A 17,546-nucleotide genomic window follows, 5' to 3' on the forward strand; every position below is an offset into this window, starting at 1 on the left:
GGTCTGCGCCGGCTCATGCCGATCCGGCCCGGCCCAGCATGCGCAGCACGCGCGTGACCAGCAGCGCGGCCACCCAGGCCAGTCCGCCGATCAGCAGCGGCAGGCGCAGCAGCGCGCCTTGCTGGGCGAACAGCATCAGCGCGTCCGCCTTCCACAGCACGGCATAGCCCGTGTACAGGCCGTAGGCCAGCCAGGCCAGCGCCCCCAGGGCGAACAGGGCCGCCATGCGCCGGGCGCTGCGGCCATCGCGCGAATCCGCGGGCAGGGCGCGCGTGCCGTGCCAGACCCAGCCGATGGAGGCGAGCACCAGCAAGGCACTGGCTGCCACGGACAGCTGCAGCCAGGTATGGGGAGAGAGTGAGGGCATCAAAAGGAAACTGCGCGCCGGCACCGTGCCGGCCGCAGCGAGTGTAGCGGCGCCATGCTTTGCGCCGCCTGCGCGCTCAGGCGGGCTGCCAGACGGTGGCGCCGTGGCCCTGGCCGCCGCTTCCGGGTACGGCATGGATGCCCAGCACGGCCGCGTGGCGCTGCAGCAGGGCGTCGAATTGCTCGGTGCTTTCCGCCGTGGCCGGGGCGTCGTCGTATTCGCTGGCCACCTGGTCCGTGGTGAAGGAGCTTGCGCCGAACTTCTGGACGATGTTGCGCAGCTTGTCGAGGTTGGGGCTGGTGGATGGGGTCATGGCAACTCCTTGGGGTCATGGACGCCTGCTGCGCCGCAGGCCTGTGGACCAGTGTAGCCCCGGGGCCTGGGCAGGCCATCCGGGGCATCCCCGCAAAGCGGCGTAGGACTTGGAACCCCGTCGTCAGCCGCCGGTGGCCATGGGGCCGGCGCTCAGCACTTCGGCCAGCGGCTTGCGGGGCGAGGGCACCTCGCGCTCGCGCAGGTCGTCGGGCAGGGTGGCCGCGTCGCCGCGCCAGCCCACGGCGATCACCACCTCGGGCTCCAGGTGCTCGGGCAGGCGCAGCACCTCGCGTGCGGCCTCGGCAGAGAAGCCGCCCATGGCGTGCGTGGCCAGGCCCATGGCGTGGGCTTCCAGCGCCAGGTAGCCCCAGGCGCAGCCCGCGTCGAAGCTGTGCTTGCCGGGCGAGGCCTGGCGGTCGGACATCAGCACGATCAGCGCGCCCGCCTCCAGGCACCAGCGGCGGTTGAATTCGTTGGGAATGGTGCTGAAGGCCTGCCAGTTCGCATCGCCGCGCAGCGCATAGGCAAAGTGCCAGGGCTGCTTGTTGCTGGCCGAAGGGGCCCAGCGCGCGGCGTCGGCCAGTTGCTCGATCTGGGCCTGGCTCAGTGCCTCGGGCCTGAAGGCGCGCGGCGACATGCGGCCCAGGAATTGCGGATGGATGGGAGTAGTGGTGTTGCGTGTCATGCGGATAGGCGGCAAGCAGAAAGGAAAGCGGCAACGATAGCGCAAGGCCTCAGGGCTGGCGCGGTGCCTGGCCATGCTGCTGGCTGATCACGCGCAGGTGGCGCTCCATGCGGATGAAGACCAGCACCATCACCACCAGCACGAGGAATGACATCAGCATGCTCCAGAAGGCCGTCTCCACGGCGCCGAAGCGCTCCTTCCAGGAGCTGCTGCCGGGGCTGTCCTCGCCGCGCAGTGCGCGCGCCGCATTGTCCAGGGACAGCGTGTAGTTCAGCAGCACGGTGGACAGGATCTGCTGGGCCGTCTGCGCCTGCAGCCGCGGCTCCAGCGCGGCATCGCCGAAGACCTGCTCCAGCGCGGCGGGCAGGCCCTGCACATAGGCCGCATAGGCGCCCTTGCCGTGTTCCAGCTCGGCGGCCTGGGCACGCTCATGGATGGCGGCGGCGGTATCCACGGGCTCGACCATCCAGCCGTCTTCCTCGTCCGAGGAAGCAGCCGCGGCAGCCGCTGCGTCGGCCGCCGCATCCACGGCCCCGGCATCGCCTTCGCGCTGCCCGCGCTCCTGGATGCGGCGCTGCACATCGGCCTCGGACGGCAGGGCGTCGCCTTGCAGCAGCGGGTGCAGCGGTGCCAGGCCCCGGGCCTGGTTGTCCCGCTCGGTGCGCTCGCGCCGCGCAGGATCCTTGTTCACGTAGGCGCGCACCAGGGCGTCGGCCTTCTGGAAGGCGGGGCGCAGCGCCGGATCGGCCAGGCGCTTTTCCATGGCGGGTTCGCCGCCGCCCGCGCCCAGGTCGCGGCTGGTTTCGTCCACGACGAACTGCAGGTCGGGCCTGGCGTCCTTCCAGTTCAATTCCTGGGCCACGGCCTGGGGTGCCTCGGCCTTGCCGGGCCTGAAGCTCTCCCAGGTCCACAGTGCCATGCCCACCAGCACGAGCAGGGAGAACACCAGCAGCACCACGCGCACCACCTGCACCAGCAGGTCCTCGATCCTGCGCAGCATGTTTGTAATCATCGGATTCCTCGGTTGGTTCGTAAAACAAGGGCGCGTCCGGCCCGCCTGCAGGCCTGTTCTGTTGCTATTGATTTGAAAGCGCCGGACGCAGACGCGCGAATTCTAGGAAGGCTGCCGCGTACGAGCGCACCGGTTCTCAATGTTTTACATTTCGCACCAATCTCGAAGTGTGCATGTGCTCCCGTGGCATGCGCCGTCCTGCAATGAGCGCCTGCCGGATGGCGGGGCGTTCATGGCCGCAGGGCGCATGGTTCTCCCGCTTGCGGGCGCGCAGGCTTTGGGCCTACCGGCTGTAGCGGCTTCCCGAATCCGCTGTAATGCTCGCTCTGATTTCTGACTGACTAGAGAGGGCTCGCCCATGACCAAAACGTCGCTGGATAAATCGAAGATCAAGTTCCTGCTGCTCGAAGGCATCCATCCTTCCGCACTCGAAGTGTTGCGCAACGCGGGCTACACCAATGTGGAGACCGTGACGGGCGCGCTGGAAGGCGAGGAGCTCAAGCGCAAGATCGCCGATGTGCATTTCGTCGGCATCCGTTCGCGCACGCAGCTGACGGCCGACGTGTTCGCCGCCGCGCAAAAGCTCGTGGCCGTGGGCTGCTTTTGCATCGGCACCAACCAGGTGGACCTGGACGCGGCGCGCGAGCGTGGCGTGGTGGTCTTCAACGCGCCTTACTCCAACACGCGCTCGGTGGCCGAGCTGGTGCTGGCCGAGGCCATCCTGCTGCTGCGCGGCGTGCCTGCCAAGAACGCCTCCGCCCACCGCGGCGGCTGGCTCAAGAGCGCAGAGAACTCCTACGAAATCCGCGGCAAGACGCTGGGCATCGTGGGCTACGGCTCCATCGGCACCCAGCTGTCGGTGATGGCCGAGTCGGTGGGCATGCAAGTGCTCTTCCATGACGTGTCCACCAAGCTGCCCTTGGGCAACGCGCGCCAGGCCGCATCGCTGGCCGATCTGCTGGCCGGCAGCGACATCGTCACCCTGCACGTGCCCGAGCTGCCCTCCACGCAGTGGATGATCGGCGCCAAGGAAATCGCGGCCATGAAGCCCGGCGCCATCCTGATCAATGCCTCGCGCGGCACCGTGGTGGAGATCGAGCCGCTGGCCGAGGCCCTGAAGGCCGGCAAGCTGCTGGGCGCCGCCATCGACGTGTTCCCCACCGAGCCGCGCAGCAACAAGGATGAATTCGTCTCGCCCCTGCGCGGCCTGGACAACGTCATCCTGACCCCGCACGTGGGCGGCTCCACCATGGAGGCCCAGGCCAACATCGGCCTGGAAGTGGCCGAGAAGCTGGTCAAGTACAGCGACAACGGCACCACCACCTCGGCGGTGAACTTCCCCGAAGTGGCCCTGCCCGCCCACCCCGGCCAGAACCGCATCCTGCACGTGCACCACAACCAGCCCGGCGTGCTGTCGGCCATCAACCAGGTGTTTGCCGAGAACGGCATCAACATCGCCGGCCAGTACCTGCGCACCGACGAGAAGGTGGGCTATGTGGTGATCGACCTGGCGGCCCAGTCCTCGGGCCTGGCGGTCGAGAAACTGACCCAGGTTCCCGGCACCATCCGCTGCCGCGTGCTGTTCTGATGGCCAGGTTTCAGGATGCTGCGCTTGGGCGCACTTCCTGAAACTGGCGCATTGCCGGGTCGCCCTATCTGCCCGGCTGCAGCAGCAGCCGCATCAGATCCGTGCGCGTGATCAGGCCGGTCAGCCGGCCTTCGCGCATCACGGGAATGCAGGGCACGCTGTGCCGGGCCAGGGCATCCAGCAACTGGCCCACGGGCGTTTCCTCGTCCACGCTGAGTTCAGGCGCATGAACCAGCTGGGGCAGCTCCGACAGGCGGGGCACGGCCCGGCTCTTGCCGGGCAGGCGCTGGCCCAGCCAGTTCAACAAGGAAGGTTTTGCCGCAGATTCGGCCGGGCGCACGGGGCTCATCCACAGCCACTCGTACAGCTCGGCGCGGGAGACCGTGCCGGCCAGGCCGCCATCGGCGTCCAGCACCGGCAGGCTCTTGGCCGGGTGCGCGCGAAAGCGTGCGGCCACGGCGTGCACGTCGTCGTCCATGGAGCAGCTCACGGGATCGCGCGTCATCAGCTGGGCGCAGCGCACGCCGCCCAGCCGGTGCTCGATGGCGGTTTCCTCGGCGGCGGCCAGCAGCTCGGCCAGGTCGTCGGCTTCCAGGTTGTTTTCCTGGCCGAAGCGCAGCAGCAGCGCCTCCAGATCGGCATGGGACAGTCCCAGGCGCGAGGCATGGCGGTGGGCCGCATCGGCGGACGCTGCCTTGGGCGCCGTGTCGGCATGGTGCGGGTAGCGCCGGCCCGTGAGGCGGTGCAGCACGGTGGCTGCCAGCACCAGGGCCATCGTCAGTGCACCCACGGGCAGGAAGGGCAGCATCCAGCCGGCGGCCAGCGAGGCCTTGGCGTTGAGCACCGTCAGCAGGGCCATGGCGCCACCTGGCGGGTGCAGCGAGCGCGTCAGCAGCATGCAGCCTATGGCGCCGCCCACGGCCAGCGCAGGTGCCAGCTGGGGCGGGCACCACTGCAGCACGAACAGGGCCCAGAGCGCCGACACCGTATTGCCCACCACGCAGGACCAGGGCTGGGCCAGCGGGCTGGTGGGCACGGCGAACAGCAGGACGGCCGTGGCACCCAGCGGCGCGAACAGGCGCAGGGGAAGATCCCAGGTGCCCGCATGCGCCAGCCAGACCAGGGCCGTGGCCATCCCCATGCCCACGATGGAGCCCATGGCCACGCGCCACATGTCCGCAGGCGCGGGGCGTGGCACCACCGGCCCCCATGCTTTTCTGTTCCAGCCCATTGCCTTGTTGTCTTTTTGTCTTTGCCTGCGCAGCCCCGGGGGAGGGCTGCAAAAGCGCGTCATTTTAGGAAGGGACGCCGCTCTTGCTGGCAGCATGGGCTTTGCACTGCCTTGGTGCAAACCTGGAAGATTCAGTCCACCACGGACTGGTACACGCCCTCGCGCATCACCCAGCGGTAGGGAATGCGCTGAGCCATGGACTGCATCATGAGGATGGCGAACAAATCCTCCTTCGGATCCACCCAGAAGAAGGTGCCGTAGATGCCGCTCCACGAGAAATCGCCCACGCTGCCCGGCAGCGGGTTGAGGCCGGGCGCCGTGCGCACCGCAAAGCCCAGGCCGAAGCCCTGGCCCACCTCGGGCGAGGGCAGCTGGGCGCCGAAATACGCCATGTCCGGTCCCATGCGCACGCTGGCGGGCAGGTGGTTGGTGGTCATCAGCTCCACGGTCTTGCGCGAGACCAGGCGCACGCCGTCCAGCGTGCCTCCGTTGCACCAGAACAGGCACAGCCGCGCATAGTCGGCCATGGTCGAGACCATGCCGCCGCCGCCCGACTCGAACATCATGGCGCGCGTGACCGGGGGGATGGGCGGCATCTGCTTCTGCGGCCCTTCGGGCTGGGGCCGGGCGGCGCGTGCGATCTCGCTGTCGGGTGCATGGAAGCCCGTGTCGGCCATGCCCAGCGGCCCGGTGATGTGCTCGCGCACGAAGGCGGCCAGCGTCTGGCCGCTGACCACCTCGACCACGCGGCCCAGCACATCGGTGGACATGCCGTATTCCCAGGTCTCGCCGGGCTGGGCCACCAGCGGCAGCTGCGCGAGCCTGGTGATGAACTGCGCATTGGTGAACTTGCCGCTGAACAGGCCCGCATCCAGGTACATCTTCTTGACGGGGTGCTCGGTGCCGGCGAATCCGTAGGGAATGCCGGAGGTGTGGCGCAGCAGGTCCTGCAGGGTGATAGGCCGCGCCAGCGGCGCGCGCTCCAGGCCCACGCGCAGCGCGGCCAGCTCGGGCAGGTACTGCTCCACGGGCTCGATGATGGACAGCCGCCCCTGCTCGGCCAGCATCATGATGGCCAGCGAGGTGATGGGCTTGCTCATGGAGGCGATGCGGAAGATGGCATCGGGCCGCATGGCCGTGCCGGCCTCGGGGTCCAGCAGGCCGAAGCTCTCCAGGTAGGCCAGCTTGCCGCGCCGCGCCACCAGGGCCACGGCGCCCGGGATCTCGCCGGTGTCCACGCCGCGCTGCAGCCGGGCCGACAGGCGCGCCAGGCGTTCGCTGCCCAGGCCCACGGCTTCAGGGGAGTCGGCCCAGGGCAGGCCGGGGATGTGCAGGCGGTCGGTGCTGGCGGTCATGCTGTCTCCTCAGGTGCGATGGCAGGGATTCTGGAGACATGCTGGCGCAGGCGCTGTTCGGTGCGGGACAGCCGGCGCGGAGCGTGCACACGAAAAAAAGCCCGCCACGGTGGGCGGGCCTGGTGGACCGGGGCGCGGTCAGGCCAGCCTGGCCTTGAGCAGATCGTTGACCTGGCCAGGGTTGGCCTTGCCCTTGGAGGCCTTCATGACCTGGCCGACCAGGGCGTTGAAGGCCTTGTCCTTGCCGGCGCGGTACTGCTCCACGTTGGCGGGGTTGGCGGCGATCACCTCGTCGATGATCTTCTCCAGCGCGCCCGTGTCGTTCATCTGCTTGAGGCCCTTGGCCTCGATGATGGCGTCCACGTCCTGGCCCTCACCCGTCCACAGCGCCTCGAACACCTGCCTGGCGGCATTGTTGGAGATGGTGCCGTCCTGGATGCGCGCGATCAGCGCGGCCAGCTGGGCGCTGGAGACCTTGGCGGCCTCCATGCCGATTTCCTCGGTGTTCAGGCGGCGCGAGATCTCGCCCATGATCCAGTTGCTGGCCAGCTTGGGCGCATTGCAGGCCCGGGCCGTGTCCTCGAAGTAGGCGGCCATGGCCTGGCTTTGCGTCAGCGTGGTGGCGTCGTACTCGGGCAGGGCGTACTGCTCGACAAAGCGCGCGGCCATGGCGCGCGGCAGCTCGGGCATGTCCGCCCTGACCTGCTCCACCCATTCGGGCGCGACCACCAGCGGCGGCAGGTCCGGGTCGGGGAAGTAGCGGTAGTCGGCCGCATCTTCCTTGGTGCGCATGGAGCGCGTCTCGCCCGTGTCGGGATCGAACAGCACGGTGGCCTGCTGGATGCGGCGGCCGTCCTCGATTTCCTCGATCTGCCAGCGGATCTCGTAGTCGATGGCCAGCTGCATGTTCTTGAAGCTGTTCAGGTTCTTGATCTCGCGGCGCGTGCCCAGCGGCTGGCCGGGCTTGCGCACGGAGACGTTGGCGTCGCAGCGAAAGCTCCCTTCCTGCATGTTGCCGTCGCAGATGCCGATCCAGGTCACGATCTGGTGCAGCGTCTTGGCGTAGGCCACGGCTTCTTCCGTGCTGCGGATGTCGGGCTCGGTCACGATCTCCAGCAGCGGCGTGCCGGCGCGGTTCAGATCGATGCCCGACTGGCCGATGAAGTCCTCGTGCAGCGACTTGCCGGCATCTTCCTCCAGGTGGGCGCGCACCAGGCGGATGGTCTTCTTCTCGTCGCCGAGGAAGAAGGACACCTCGCCGCCCTGCACCACGGGAATCTCGAACTGCGAGATCTGGTAGCCCTTGGGCAGGTCGGGGTAGAAGTAGTTCTTGCGCGCGAAGATGCTGCGCGGCGCAATGTGCGAGCCCAGCGCCAGGCCGAGCCGGATGGCGCACTCGACGGCCTTTTTGTTCATCACCGGCAGCGTGCCGGGCAGCGCCATGTCCACGGCGCAGGCCTGGGTGTTGGGCTCGGCGCCGAAGGCGGTGCTGGCGCGGCTGAAGATCTTGGACTGGGTGGCCAGCTGGGCGTGGGTCTCGAAGCCGATGACGACTTCATAGCCCTGGATGAGTTTCGCGGTCATGGGGGATCAGATGCCCTTCGGAGCTTGAAGGTGGAAGTCGGTGGCCTGCTGGAAGCGGTGGGCGGCGTTGAGCAACCGGCCTTCCTTGAAGTAGTTGCCGATCAGCTGCAGGCCCACGGGCATGCCGGCCTCGCCAAAGCCTGCGGGCACGCTCATGCCGGGCAGGCCGGCCAGCGATGCGGGCAGCGTGAAGATGTCGGCCAGGTAGTTGGCCAGGGGATCGCTCTTGCCGCCCAGTTGCCAGGCCACGGTGGGCGCGGCGGGGCCGGCGATCACGTCGCACTGCTGGAAGGCGGCCTGGAAATCGTCGGCGATCATGCGGCGGATCTTCTGCGCCTGCAGGTAGTAGGCGTCGTAGTAGCCCTCGGACAGCACATAGGCGCCGATCATGATGCGGCGCTTGACCTCGTCGCCGAAGCCCTCGGCGCGTGTCTTCTTGTACATGTCCACCAGGTCCGTGTAGTCCTTGGCGCGGTGGCCGAACTTCACGCCGTCGAAGCGCGACAGGTTGGACGATGCCTCGGCCGGGGCCAGGATGTAGTACACGGGAATCGACAGCTCGGTGCGCGGCAGCGAGATGGGCACCAGGCGGGCGCCCAGCTTCTCGTATTCCTTGAGGGCGCCATCCACGGCGGCGCGCACGTCGGCCGACAGGCCTTCGCCGAAGAACTCGGCGGGGATGCCGATGCGCAGGCCTTCGATGCCGTCGTTCAGGTGGGCCGTGAAGTCCTCGGCCGGCACGTCCAGGCTGGTGGAGTCGCGGTCCAGGTCGGGGCCGCACATCTCGGACAGCAGCAGGGCGCAGTCCTCGGCGCTCTTGCCCATGGGACCGGCCTGGTCCAGGCTGGAGGCGAAGGCGATCATGCCGTAGCGGCTGGCGCGGCCATAGGTGGGCTTGATGCCCGTGATGCCGCAAAACGATGCGGGCTGGCGGATGGAGCCGCCCGTGTCGGTGCCGGTGACGGCGGGCGCCAGGCCTGCGGCCACGGCCACGGCCGAGCCGCCCGAGGAGCCGCCAGGCACGCGGTCCGTGTTCCAGGGGTTGCGCACGGGCGCAGGGGCGTCGAAGCCCACGGGCGCGATGGCCGAGTTCTCGTTGGCCGAGCCCATGGCGAATTCATCGCAGTTGAGCTTGCCCAGCGTCACGGCGCCGGCCTCGGCCAGGCGCGTCACCACGGTGGCGTCGAAGGGCGAGCGGTAGCCGGCCAGCATCTTGCTGGAGGCCGTGGTCGGGAAGTCGCGCGTGACGAAGATGTCCTTGTGCGCAATGGGCACGCCAGCCAGGCGGCCGCCCTTGCCCTGGGCCATCAGGGCGTCGGCAGCGCGGGCCTGGGCCAGGGTGGCCTCTTCGTCGATGCTGACGAAGGCGCCCAGGTTCTGGTGCGCCTGGGCGCGGGCCAGGAAATGCTGGGCGGCTTCGACGGCGCCGAGCTTGCGCTCGCGCAGCAGGGCCGACAGGGCCGACACGCCGAGCGTGTGCAGATCAGTGGTTTGCTGGGTCATGTATGGGGTGAGGAAAACGGGGACGGATGCCAGTGACGAGGACGCGCGGCGCTTACTCGATCACCTTGGGGACCAGGAACAGGCCGCGCTCGACGGCCGGGGCGCTGCGCTGGTTGGCGTCGCGCTGGTCGGGCTCGCTGGCAATGTCCTCGCGCAGACGCAGGGCAATGTCCTGGATGGCGGCGACCGGATGTGACAGCGGGCTGACGCCCGAAGTATCCACAGCCTGCATCTTCTCCACGATGCCGAAAAAATCATTGAGCTGGCCTAGCATGCGCTCACTCTCTGCGGAAGAGAGCTCGAGCCGTGCGAGGTTCGCGATGCGTGCGATGTCTTGTGCGTTCAGTGCCATAGGAATTTTGAAGGGGGCAACGGGATGTAAACCCGTATTTCAAGCCCCGGCAGTACAAGTTATTCACAGGGGATACGGTATTATCTCGGCTTTGCCGCAAGACCCTCTCCGAGCCGGTCATTGTGCGAAAAGCCAACCCCATCCAGACTCCCTAACTTTCATCCCGGCGATGGCAGGCCGACGAGCATGCCGTGCCTGAGAGGACTCTCGTAATGTTCGGAGCTTTCCGTCGGTATTTCTCCACCGACCTTGCCATTGATCTTGGCACAGCCAACACCCTGATTTTCGCCCGCGACAAGGGCATTGTTCTGGACGAACCCTCCGTTGTCGCCATCCGCCACGAAGGCGGGCCGCACGGCAAGAAGGTGATTCAGGCGGTGGGTCGCGAGGCCAAGGCCATGCTGGGCAAGGTGCCCGGCAACATCGAGGCCATCCGCCCGATGAAGGACGGCGTGATTGCCGACTTCGTCATCACCGAGCAGATGATCAAGCAGTTCATCAAGATGGTGCATCCGCGCTCGGTGCTCACGCCCAGCCCGCGCATCATCATCTGCGTGCCCTGCGGCTCCACCCAGGTCGAGCGCCGCGCCATCAAGGACGCGGCCGAGGCGGCAGGCGCCACCTCCGTCTACCTGATCGAGGAACCCATGGCTGCCGGCATCGGCGCCGGCCTGCCGGTGTCCGAGGCTTCGGGCTCCATGGTGGTGGACATCGGTGGCGGCACCACCGAAGTCGGCGTGATCTCGCTGGGCGGCATGGTCTACAAGGGCTCCGTGCGCGTTGGCGGCGACAAGTTCGACGAAGCCATCATCAGCTACATCCGCCGCAACTACGGCATGCTGATCGGCGAGCCCACGGCCGAGTCCATCAAGAAGAACATCGGCTCGGCCTTCCCCGGCTCCGAAGTCAAGGAGATGGAAGTCAAGGGCCGCAACCTCTCCGAAGGCGTGCCGCGCAGCTTCACCATCTCGTCCAACGAGGTGCTGGAAGCCCTGACCGATCCGCTCAACCAGATCGTCAGCGCCGTCAAGAACGCGCTGGAGCAGACACCGCCCGAGCTGGGCGCCGACATTGCCGAGCGCGGCATGATGCTCACCGGCGGCGGCGCGCTGCTGCGTGACCTGGACCGCCTGCTGGCCGAGGAAACCGGCCTGCCCGTGCTGGTGGCCGAAGAGCCGCTGACCTGCGTGGTGCGCGGCTGCGGCATGGCGCTGGAGACCATGGACCGCCAGGGCAGCATCTTCACCAGCGACTGATGCGGCGCAGGCCGGGGCCCGTTGTCGCGGGCCCGGGGCCGCAGCCGCCTGACTGCAACGATTTTCCTCTCCCTTCCGTGGTGACCTGCATGCTTGCCCTGCCTTCCTTCGCACCGGGACCGGCCCGTGCTCTCCAGGCTGCAGCAAGTGCGGCAGGGCAGGCCCTGCCACGCGGGAGGGCCGCATGAATCCCAATACCCTGGACCACTCGGCGCCCTCGCTGTTCAAGCGGCGGCCCTCGCGGGTCTCGCAACTGGCCCTGTACAGCGCTCTGGCGCTGTTTCTGATGGTGGCCGATGCGCGCTTCAGGATCACCGATCCCGTGCGCGTGGCCGTGGCCACCGTGCTGTACCCCGTGCAATGGGTGATGCTCAAGCCGGTGCAGGCCGTGCACGACGCCAGCCGCTACCTGGGCTCGCTGGACGATGCCCAGGCCCGCGAACAGGCCGCGCGCAAGGAACTGGTGGCCATGGCCCAGCGTGCATCGCTGGCCGACGAGCTGATCCAGGAAAACGACCACCTGCGCGAGCTGCTGCAGCTGCGCGATCGCCTCACCACGCCCGGCACCGCTGCCGAGGTGGTCTACGACAGCCCCGACCTCTATACGCGCCGCGTGGTCATCGACCGCGGCCAGGTGGATGGCATCGACCAGGGCTCGCCCGTGCTCGATGAAAAGGGCGTGGTCGGCCAGGTCACGCGCGTGTATCCGCTGCGTGCCGAAGTCACCCTGCTCATCGACCGCGACCAGGCCATTCCCGTCTTCAACCCGCGCACCGGCGCGCGCAGCGTGGCCTATGGCGATCCGTCGCCGCTGCGCACCGGCGGCATCGAGCTGCGCTTCATGCCCAGCAATGCCGATGTCCAGGAAGGCGACCTGCTGACCACCAGCGGTGTCGATGGCCTGTACCCGCCGGGCCTGCCCGTGGCCAAGGTGGTCTCGGTGGAGCGCCGCGCCGACTCGGCCTTCTCGCGCATCTACTGCGAGCCCGTGGGCCGTGTCCAGGGCGTGCGCCACGTGGTGGTGCTCAAGCCGCTGGACCGCGCCACCCATCCCGAGGCGGAAGGCGCCGCCGAACCCCTGCGCGCCGGCAAGGGCAAGGAAAAAGACAAGGGCAAGGAAAAAGACAAGGCCAAGGACGGCAAGGGCAAGGAAGCCTCCAGGGACGGCGGCAAGGCCGGCAAGACAGATGCACCCGCTGCTCCCGCTGCTCCCGCCGCACCCGCCTCCGCCAGGAAGGAGCCCGCATGATCATGCCGCGCGGCCAGCAGCTGCTGCTGCCGGTCAACCCCCTGTTCATCGTCGTCAGCCTGCTGGCGGCGCTGGCACTCAACATGCTGCCGCTGGGCCGCCAGGCCTGGCAGCCCGACCTGCTGATGGTGCTGCTGGCCTTCTGGGCGCTGAACCAGCCCCAGCGCGTGGGCATGGGCGTGGCCTTTTTGCTGGGCCTGTGCATGGATGTGGACCGCTCCTCCCTGCTGGGCCAGCATGCGCTGGCCTATGCGCTGCTGGTGTTCGCGGCCGGCGCCATGGGCCGGCGCCTGTCCTGGTTCTCCACGCCCGTGCAGGCGCTGCACCTGCTGCCGCTGTTCGCCGTGGTGCATGGCCTGCAGGTGCTGCTGCGCATGGTGGCCGGCGGCATCGTGCCCGGCCTGCTGGTGGTGGTGGCCCCCCTGATCGAGGCCCTGCTGTGGCCCCTGGTCAGCGGCCTGCTGCTGGCGCCGCAGCGCCGACCGCCGGACAGTGACGAGAACCGTCCTCTGTGAGGCTTGACGCGTGATGGAAATCCGCAATACAGAAGCCGAGCTGCAGCGCTTCAGGCTGCGCGCATGGGTGATGAGCGTGGTGGTGCTGCTGGCCTTCGGGCTGGTGGTGGCGCGGCTGCTGGTGCTGCAGGTGCAGCGCCATGAGGAGCTGGCCGAGCGCGCCGAAAGCAACCGCACGGCCGTGGTGCCGATCGTGCCCAACCGGGGCCAGATCCTGGACCGCAACGGCGTGGTGCTGGCCACCAACTACTCGGCCTATACGCTGGAGATCATGCCCTCGCGCGCGGGCAACCTTGAAGAGACCATCGACGGCCTGGCCGAGATCGTCGAGATCACGCCGCGCGACCGGCGCAAGTTCAAGCGCCTGGTGGATGACTCTCGCAGCTTCGACTCCCTGCCCATCCGCACGCGCCTGACCGATGACGAGGTCGCGCGCTTCGCCGCGCAGCGCTACCGCTTCCCGGGCGTGGACATCAAGGCACGGCTGTTCCGCACCTACCCCATGCAGGACACGGCCAGCCACGTCATCGGCTACATCGGCCGCATCAACCAGCGCGAGAAAGAGGCGCTGGAAGACTCCGACGACGCCGCCAACTACCGGGGCACCGACGTCATCGGCAAGCTGGGCGTGGAGCAGAGCTACGAAACCGACCTGCACGGCCAGACCGGCTGGGAAGAAATGGAAACCTCGGCCGGCGGCCATGCCGTGCGCAAGCTCGGCAGCCGCCCCGCCACGCCGGGCGACAGCCTGGTGCTGTCGCTGGACATCAAGCTGCAGCGCATGGTGGAGGAGCTGTACGGCGACCGCCGTGGCGCCCTGGTGGCCATCGATCCGCGCAGCGGCGAGCTGCTGGCCATGGTCAGCCGCCCGACCTTCGACCTGAATCTCTTCGTCGATGGCATCGACCAGGAAAGCTGGGCCGCGCTCAACGAATCCATCAACCGCCCGCTGCTCAACCGCGCGCTGCGGGGCACCTATCCGCCGGGCTCCACCTACAAGCCCTTCATGGCGATTGCCGCGCTGGAGTCGGGCAAGCGCCGTCCCGACACCACCATCATGGACAACGGCAGCTGGACCTTCGGCGGCCATACCTTCCGCTCGGGCCACCCCAACGGGCCGACCAATCTGCGCCGCTCCATCATCAAGTCGTCCAACGTGTACTACTACATGCTGGCCAACGACATGGGCGTGGACATGATCCACGACTACATGAAGCCGCTGGGCTTCGGCCAGATCACCGGCATCGACGTGCGCGGCGAGGCGCGCGGCGTGCTGCCCAGCACCGAGTGGAAGCGCAACACCTACAAGCGGCCCGAGCAGAAGAAGTGGTACGCGGGCGAGACCATCTCGCTGGGCATCGGCCAGGGCTACAACAACTTCACCATCCTGCAGCTGGCCAACGCCATGTCCACGCTGGCGGCAAAGGGCGTCAAGCACCGGCCCCACCTGGCCGTGGGCCGTGTCGATGCCGTGACGCAGCAGTTCTCGGCCATCAACAAGGACCCCGGCACCAGCATGGGCTACAAGCCCGAGAACGTGGAAGCCGTGCGCGCCGCCGTGGCCGCCGTGACGGTGGAGGGCACCTCGCGCGGCATCTTCGGCAACGCACCCTACACCTCCACCGGCAAGACCGGCACGGCCCAGGCCGTGGGCGTGCGCCAGAACGAGAAGTACAACGCCTCGCGCCTGTCCGAGTTCCAGCGCGACCACTCGCTGTACATCGCCTACGCGCCGGCCGACAACCCCACCATTGCCGTCGCCGTCATCGTGGAGAACGCCGGCTTCGGCGCCGCCGCTGCCGCGCCGCTGGCACGCCGCGTGTTCGACTACTGGCTGCTGGGCCGCTACCCCAGCCTGGAGGACATGGCCGCCATGCGCAAGGGCCAGGCCGGCGTGCCCATAGGCGCCCCGCGCCGCGTCTCCGAAATCACGCTGGACGCAGAAACCGTGAACCTGCCCGGCCTGCCGCGCTACGAGCCGCCCGAGGCATCGGCACCCGTGGCATCCAACCGCCCCGCCGCGCTGCCGCCGCCGTCTGCTGGCGAGCTGGAGGATTGAGAAAGCAAAAGAGCCGGCATTGCCGGCTCTTTGTTTTCTTGAGCAGCCTGCGTGCGCTGGCCCCGGCCTCAATGCCCCATGCGACCGATGAACGCCGCGATCCGCTCGCTGGCCGGGTTGCCGAAGAACTCGGCCGGCGGGGCCTCGTGGGCGATGCAGCCCTGGTCGAAGAACATCACGCGGTCGGCGACCTCGCGGGCGAAGCCCATTTCGTGGGTGACCACGATCATGGTCATGCCGCCGCGTGCCAGCTCGCGCATCACGTCCAGCACTTCCTGGACCATCTCCGGGTCCAGCGCGCTGGTGGGCTCGTCGAACAGCATCACCTGCGGCTCCATGGCCAGGGCGCGGGCAATGGCCACGCGCTGCTGCTGGCCGCCCGACAGCTGCCACGGGTACTTGTGGGCATGGGCCTGCATGCCCACGCGCTCCAGCAGGGCCATGGCCTTGGCATTGGCCTGGGCGCGCGGCGTTTTGTGGATGCGGCGCGGCGCCAGGGTCACGTTGTCCAGCACCGTCATGTGGCCGAACAGGTTGAACTGCTGGAACACCATGCCCACTTCGCAGCGCTGCTTTTGCAGCGTGGCTTCGTTGTCGGTGACTTCGACGCCGTCGATGGTGATGCGCCCGCCGTCGTGCGGCTCCAGCCGGTTGATGGCGCGCAGCAGCGTGGACTTGCCCGAGCCCGAGGCGCCGATGATCACCGTCACCTCGCCTGTGCAGAACTGCGTGGAAACGCCCTTGAGCACCTGGTGGCTGCCGAAGGACTTGGTGACCTTCTCGGCCACGATGTAGGGCATGCCCCGTGCCAGCTTGTCGGCGCTCATTTGTGGCGGCCCTCCACGTCGAAGCGGTACTCCACGGCAGCCGTGACCTGGGTCACCAGCGTGGTCAGCACCAGGTAGGTCACGCCCACGGTGACCAGGGTCTCCACGGGCTGGAAGGTGGCCGACTGGATGCGGTTGCCCACATTGGTCAGCTCCACCACGCCGATGGCGTACGCCAGCGACGAATCCTTGAGCAGGGCCACGAAGTTGCTCACCAGCGGCGGCAGCGAGATCTTGAAGGCCTGCGGGAACACCACGTCCATGAAGACGCGGCTGCGCGGCAGGCCCAGTGCGCGTGCGGCCTCGGCCTGGCCGCGCGGCACGGCCTGCAGGCCGGCACGCACGGCTTCGGCGTTGTAGGCGCCCACGTTCAGCGCCAGTGCAATGCAGGCGGCGGCGAAGTCGGGCAGGTTCAGGCCCGGGATCAGCACCGGCAGCGCGAAGTAGATGAACAGGATCTGCACCAGCAGCGGCGTGCCGCGGATCGCCCAGACATAAAAGCCCGCAGCCCAGCGCAGGGCGGCCGTGCGCGAGGTGCGCGCCAGCGCGGCGGCGATGCCCAGCACCAGGCCGGCGGCGCCGCTGGCCAGCGTCAGATACAGCGTGGTGCGCGCGCCTTCGGCGAAGGTGTCGGCGTTGGAGCCTATGGGCTCGGGCAGCAGGGACAGCAACTGCCCCAGCAGCGAAACCACGAGCACCATCAGCAGCAGGGCCGTGACCAGGGTGGCGTTGCTGCGCTGCGAGCGGCTCCAGTGGGCGGGCCAGAGGACGGTAAGCATAGGTGGGCTAGAAACAAAAAGGCGCCCTGCAAGTGGGCGCCGGTCGGGCAGATCTGCCCGGGGCCTCAGTCAGGGCAGCGGATGTCTTCGTGGAAGTATTTCTGCGACAGCTTGGCGTAGCTGCCGTCGGCCAGGGCTTCCTTGAAGGCCTTGTTCCAGGCGTCGGCCAGCGACTTGTTGTCCTTGGCCACGGCGGCGGCGATGCGCTCGACCAGCAGCAACTCGCCCTGCTTGAGCTGGGCATTGGGGTTCTTTTGCTGCAGTTCCTTGGCAATGAAGCGTTCGGTCACCCAGGCGTCCACGCGCTTGGACAGCAGCGCATTGCGCGCGGCCTCGTTGGTGGGGAAGTTGACCAGGCGCTTGATGCCGGGCATGGTCTTCTCCATGTACTGCATATAGGTGGAGCCGGTCTGCACCGACACCGTCCTGCCCGCCAGGTCCTTGGCCGAGCGGATGGCCGGGTCCAGCGACACCACGATGGCGCCAGAGCAGTAGTGGGGCTGTGTGAAGGTCACGGCCTTCTCGCGCTCGGGCGTGATGCCGTGCGAGGAGATCACCAGATCCCAGCGGTCCTGCTGCAGGCCGGTGAGCAGGGCGTCGAAGCTGATGGTCTTCCACTCGTACTTCACGCCCATCTTGGCGGCCATCATCTGGGCCAGCTCGACCTCGAAGCCGGTCAGCTGCTTTCCCTCGAAATGGGCGAAGGGCGCGTAATAGCCCTCGGTGGCCAGGCGCAGCGTGCCTTCCTTCTGGATGGCGTCGAAGGGGCGGGCCTGAACGCCTGCGGCGGTCCACAGGGCCAGCGCGGCGGCGACGATGACGGTAATGCGTTTCATGGAAGCTCCAGGAGGGCTGTCGCTCAGGACCTG

The 17,546-nt window shown here is 68.1% G+C and carries 17 protein-coding genes; 5 read left to right on the top strand and 12 right to left on the bottom strand.

What is annotated here, in order from left to right; genetic code table 11:
• Positions 1-13: 13 nt before the first annotated feature.
• The 4 genes from ACFPFG_RS20200 to ACFPFG_RS20215 all read right to left on the bottom strand — a co-directional run bounded on the left by ACFPFG_RS20200 (position 14) and on the right by ACFPFG_RS20215 (position 2,379).
• Positions 14-367 (bottom strand): hypothetical protein, encoded by a 354-nt coding sequence (locus ACFPFG_RS20200; RefSeq protein ID WP_183019257.1) that lies wholly within the window; start codon positions 365-367, stop codon positions 14-16.
• A 76-nt stretch (positions 368-443) separates the two neighbouring features.
• The gene (locus ACFPFG_RS20205; protein ID WP_013800215.1) at positions 444-680 is read right to left on the bottom strand and encodes a hypothetical protein; all 237 of its coding nucleotides are present in this window, start codon (positions 678-680) and stop codon (positions 444-446) included.
• 123 nt (positions 681-803) lie between these two features.
• A complete protein-coding gene (locus tag ACFPFG_RS20210; RefSeq protein ID WP_380107995.1) occupies positions 804-1,367 on the bottom strand; it encodes a nitroreductase family protein in 564 nt (187 codons plus the stop codon).
• Positions 1,368-1,416: 49 nt separating this feature from the next.
• The gene (locus ACFPFG_RS20215) at positions 1,417-2,379 is read right to left on the bottom strand and encodes a hypothetical protein (protein WP_380107997.1); all 963 of its coding nucleotides are present in this window, start codon (positions 2,377-2,379) and stop codon (positions 1,417-1,419) included.
• Positions 2,380-2,737: 358 nt separating this feature from the next.
• On the opposite strand from ACFPFG_RS20215, the gene serA reads away from it, so the two are divergent.
• Complete coding sequence (gene serA / locus ACFPFG_RS20220) at positions 2,738-3,967, top strand: phosphoglycerate dehydrogenase (protein WP_012202286.1); 1,230 nt, start codon at positions 2,738-2,740, stop codon at positions 3,965-3,967.
• 64 nt (positions 3,968-4,031) lie between these two features.
• Here the strand turns inward: serA and ACFPFG_RS20225 are convergent, their stop codons facing one another.
• The 5 genes from ACFPFG_RS20225 to gatC all read right to left on the bottom strand — a co-directional run bounded on the left by ACFPFG_RS20225 (position 4,032) and on the right by gatC (position 9,992).
• Positions 4,032-5,168, bottom strand: coding sequence for an HPP family protein (locus ACFPFG_RS20225; protein WP_380107999.1), 1,137 nt, complete (start codon positions 5,166-5,168; stop codon positions 4,032-4,034).
• A 161-nt stretch (positions 5,169-5,329) separates the two neighbouring features.
• Positions 5,330-6,553, bottom strand: coding sequence for a serine hydrolase domain-containing protein (locus ACFPFG_RS20230; protein ID WP_380108002.1), 1,224 nt, complete (start codon positions 6,551-6,553; stop codon positions 5,330-5,332).
• Positions 6,554-6,691: 138 nt separating this feature from the next.
• The gene (gatB, locus tag ACFPFG_RS20235) at positions 6,692-8,137 is read right to left on the bottom strand and encodes an Asp-tRNA(Asn)/Glu-tRNA(Gln) amidotransferase subunit GatB (protein ID WP_183019262.1); all 1,446 of its coding nucleotides are present in this window, start codon (positions 8,135-8,137) and stop codon (positions 6,692-6,694) included.
• A 6-nt stretch (positions 8,138-8,143) separates the two neighbouring features.
• Entirely contained in the window at positions 8,144-9,640 is a 1,497-nt protein-coding gene (gene gatA, locus ACFPFG_RS20240) for an Asp-tRNA(Asn)/Glu-tRNA(Gln) amidotransferase subunit GatA (RefSeq protein WP_183019263.1), read from the bottom strand.
• Positions 9,641-9,692: 52 nt separating this feature from the next.
• Positions 9,693-9,992, bottom strand: coding sequence for an Asp-tRNA(Asn)/Glu-tRNA(Gln) amidotransferase subunit GatC (gene gatC / locus ACFPFG_RS20245; protein WP_016448550.1), 300 nt, complete (start codon positions 9,990-9,992; stop codon positions 9,693-9,695).
• A 212-nt stretch (positions 9,993-10,204) separates the two neighbouring features.
• Between gatC and ACFPFG_RS20250 the strand changes: the two genes are divergently transcribed.
• The 4 genes from ACFPFG_RS20250 to mrdA all read left to right on the top strand — a co-directional run bounded on the left by ACFPFG_RS20250 (position 10,205) and on the right by mrdA (position 15,071).
• Positions 10,205-11,248 (top strand): rod shape-determining protein, encoded by a 1,044-nt coding sequence (locus ACFPFG_RS20250; RefSeq protein ID WP_012202293.1) that lies wholly within the window; start codon positions 10,205-10,207, stop codon positions 11,246-11,248.
• Between the two features lie 184 nt (positions 11,249-11,432).
• Entirely contained in the window at positions 11,433-12,497 is a 1,065-nt protein-coding gene (mreC, locus tag ACFPFG_RS20255) for a rod shape-determining protein MreC (RefSeq protein ID WP_380108005.1), read from the top strand.
• A complete protein-coding gene (gene mreD, locus ACFPFG_RS20260; protein ID WP_183019265.1) occupies positions 12,494-13,012 on the top strand; it encodes a rod shape-determining protein MreD in 519 nt (172 codons plus the stop codon). The genes mreC and mreD overlap by 4 nt, the downstream gene beginning before the upstream one ends.
• A gap of 13 nt (positions 13,013-13,025) precedes the next feature.
• The gene (gene mrdA, locus ACFPFG_RS20265) at positions 13,026-15,071 is read left to right on the top strand and encodes a penicillin-binding protein 2 (protein ID WP_183019266.1); all 2,046 of its coding nucleotides are present in this window, start codon (positions 13,026-13,028) and stop codon (positions 15,069-15,071) included.
• A gap of 68 nt (positions 15,072-15,139) precedes the next feature.
• On the opposite strand, the gene ACFPFG_RS20270 is transcribed toward mrdA, so the two are convergent.
• The 3 genes from ACFPFG_RS20270 to ACFPFG_RS20280 form a co-directional block, all read right to left on the bottom strand.
• The gene (locus ACFPFG_RS20270; protein ID WP_012202297.1) at positions 15,140-15,898 is read right to left on the bottom strand and encodes an amino acid ABC transporter ATP-binding protein; all 759 of its coding nucleotides are present in this window, start codon (positions 15,896-15,898) and stop codon (positions 15,140-15,142) included.
• A complete protein-coding gene (locus ACFPFG_RS20275; protein WP_183019267.1) occupies positions 15,895-16,677 on the bottom strand; it encodes an amino acid ABC transporter permease in 783 nt (260 codons plus the stop codon). The genes ACFPFG_RS20270 and ACFPFG_RS20275 overlap by 4 nt, the downstream gene beginning before the upstream one ends.
• Before the next feature lie 65 nt (positions 16,678-16,742).
• Positions 16,743-17,513, bottom strand: coding sequence for an ABC transporter substrate-binding protein (locus tag ACFPFG_RS20280; RefSeq protein ID WP_183019268.1), 771 nt, complete (start codon positions 17,511-17,513; stop codon positions 16,743-16,745).
• Between the last annotated feature and the right edge of the window lie 33 nt (positions 17,514-17,546).

Source organism: Delftia deserti, from assembly GCF_042653485.1.
Classification (GTDB): Bacteria; Pseudomonadota; Gammaproteobacteria; order Burkholderiales; family Burkholderiaceae_C; genus Comamonas; species Comamonas acidovorans.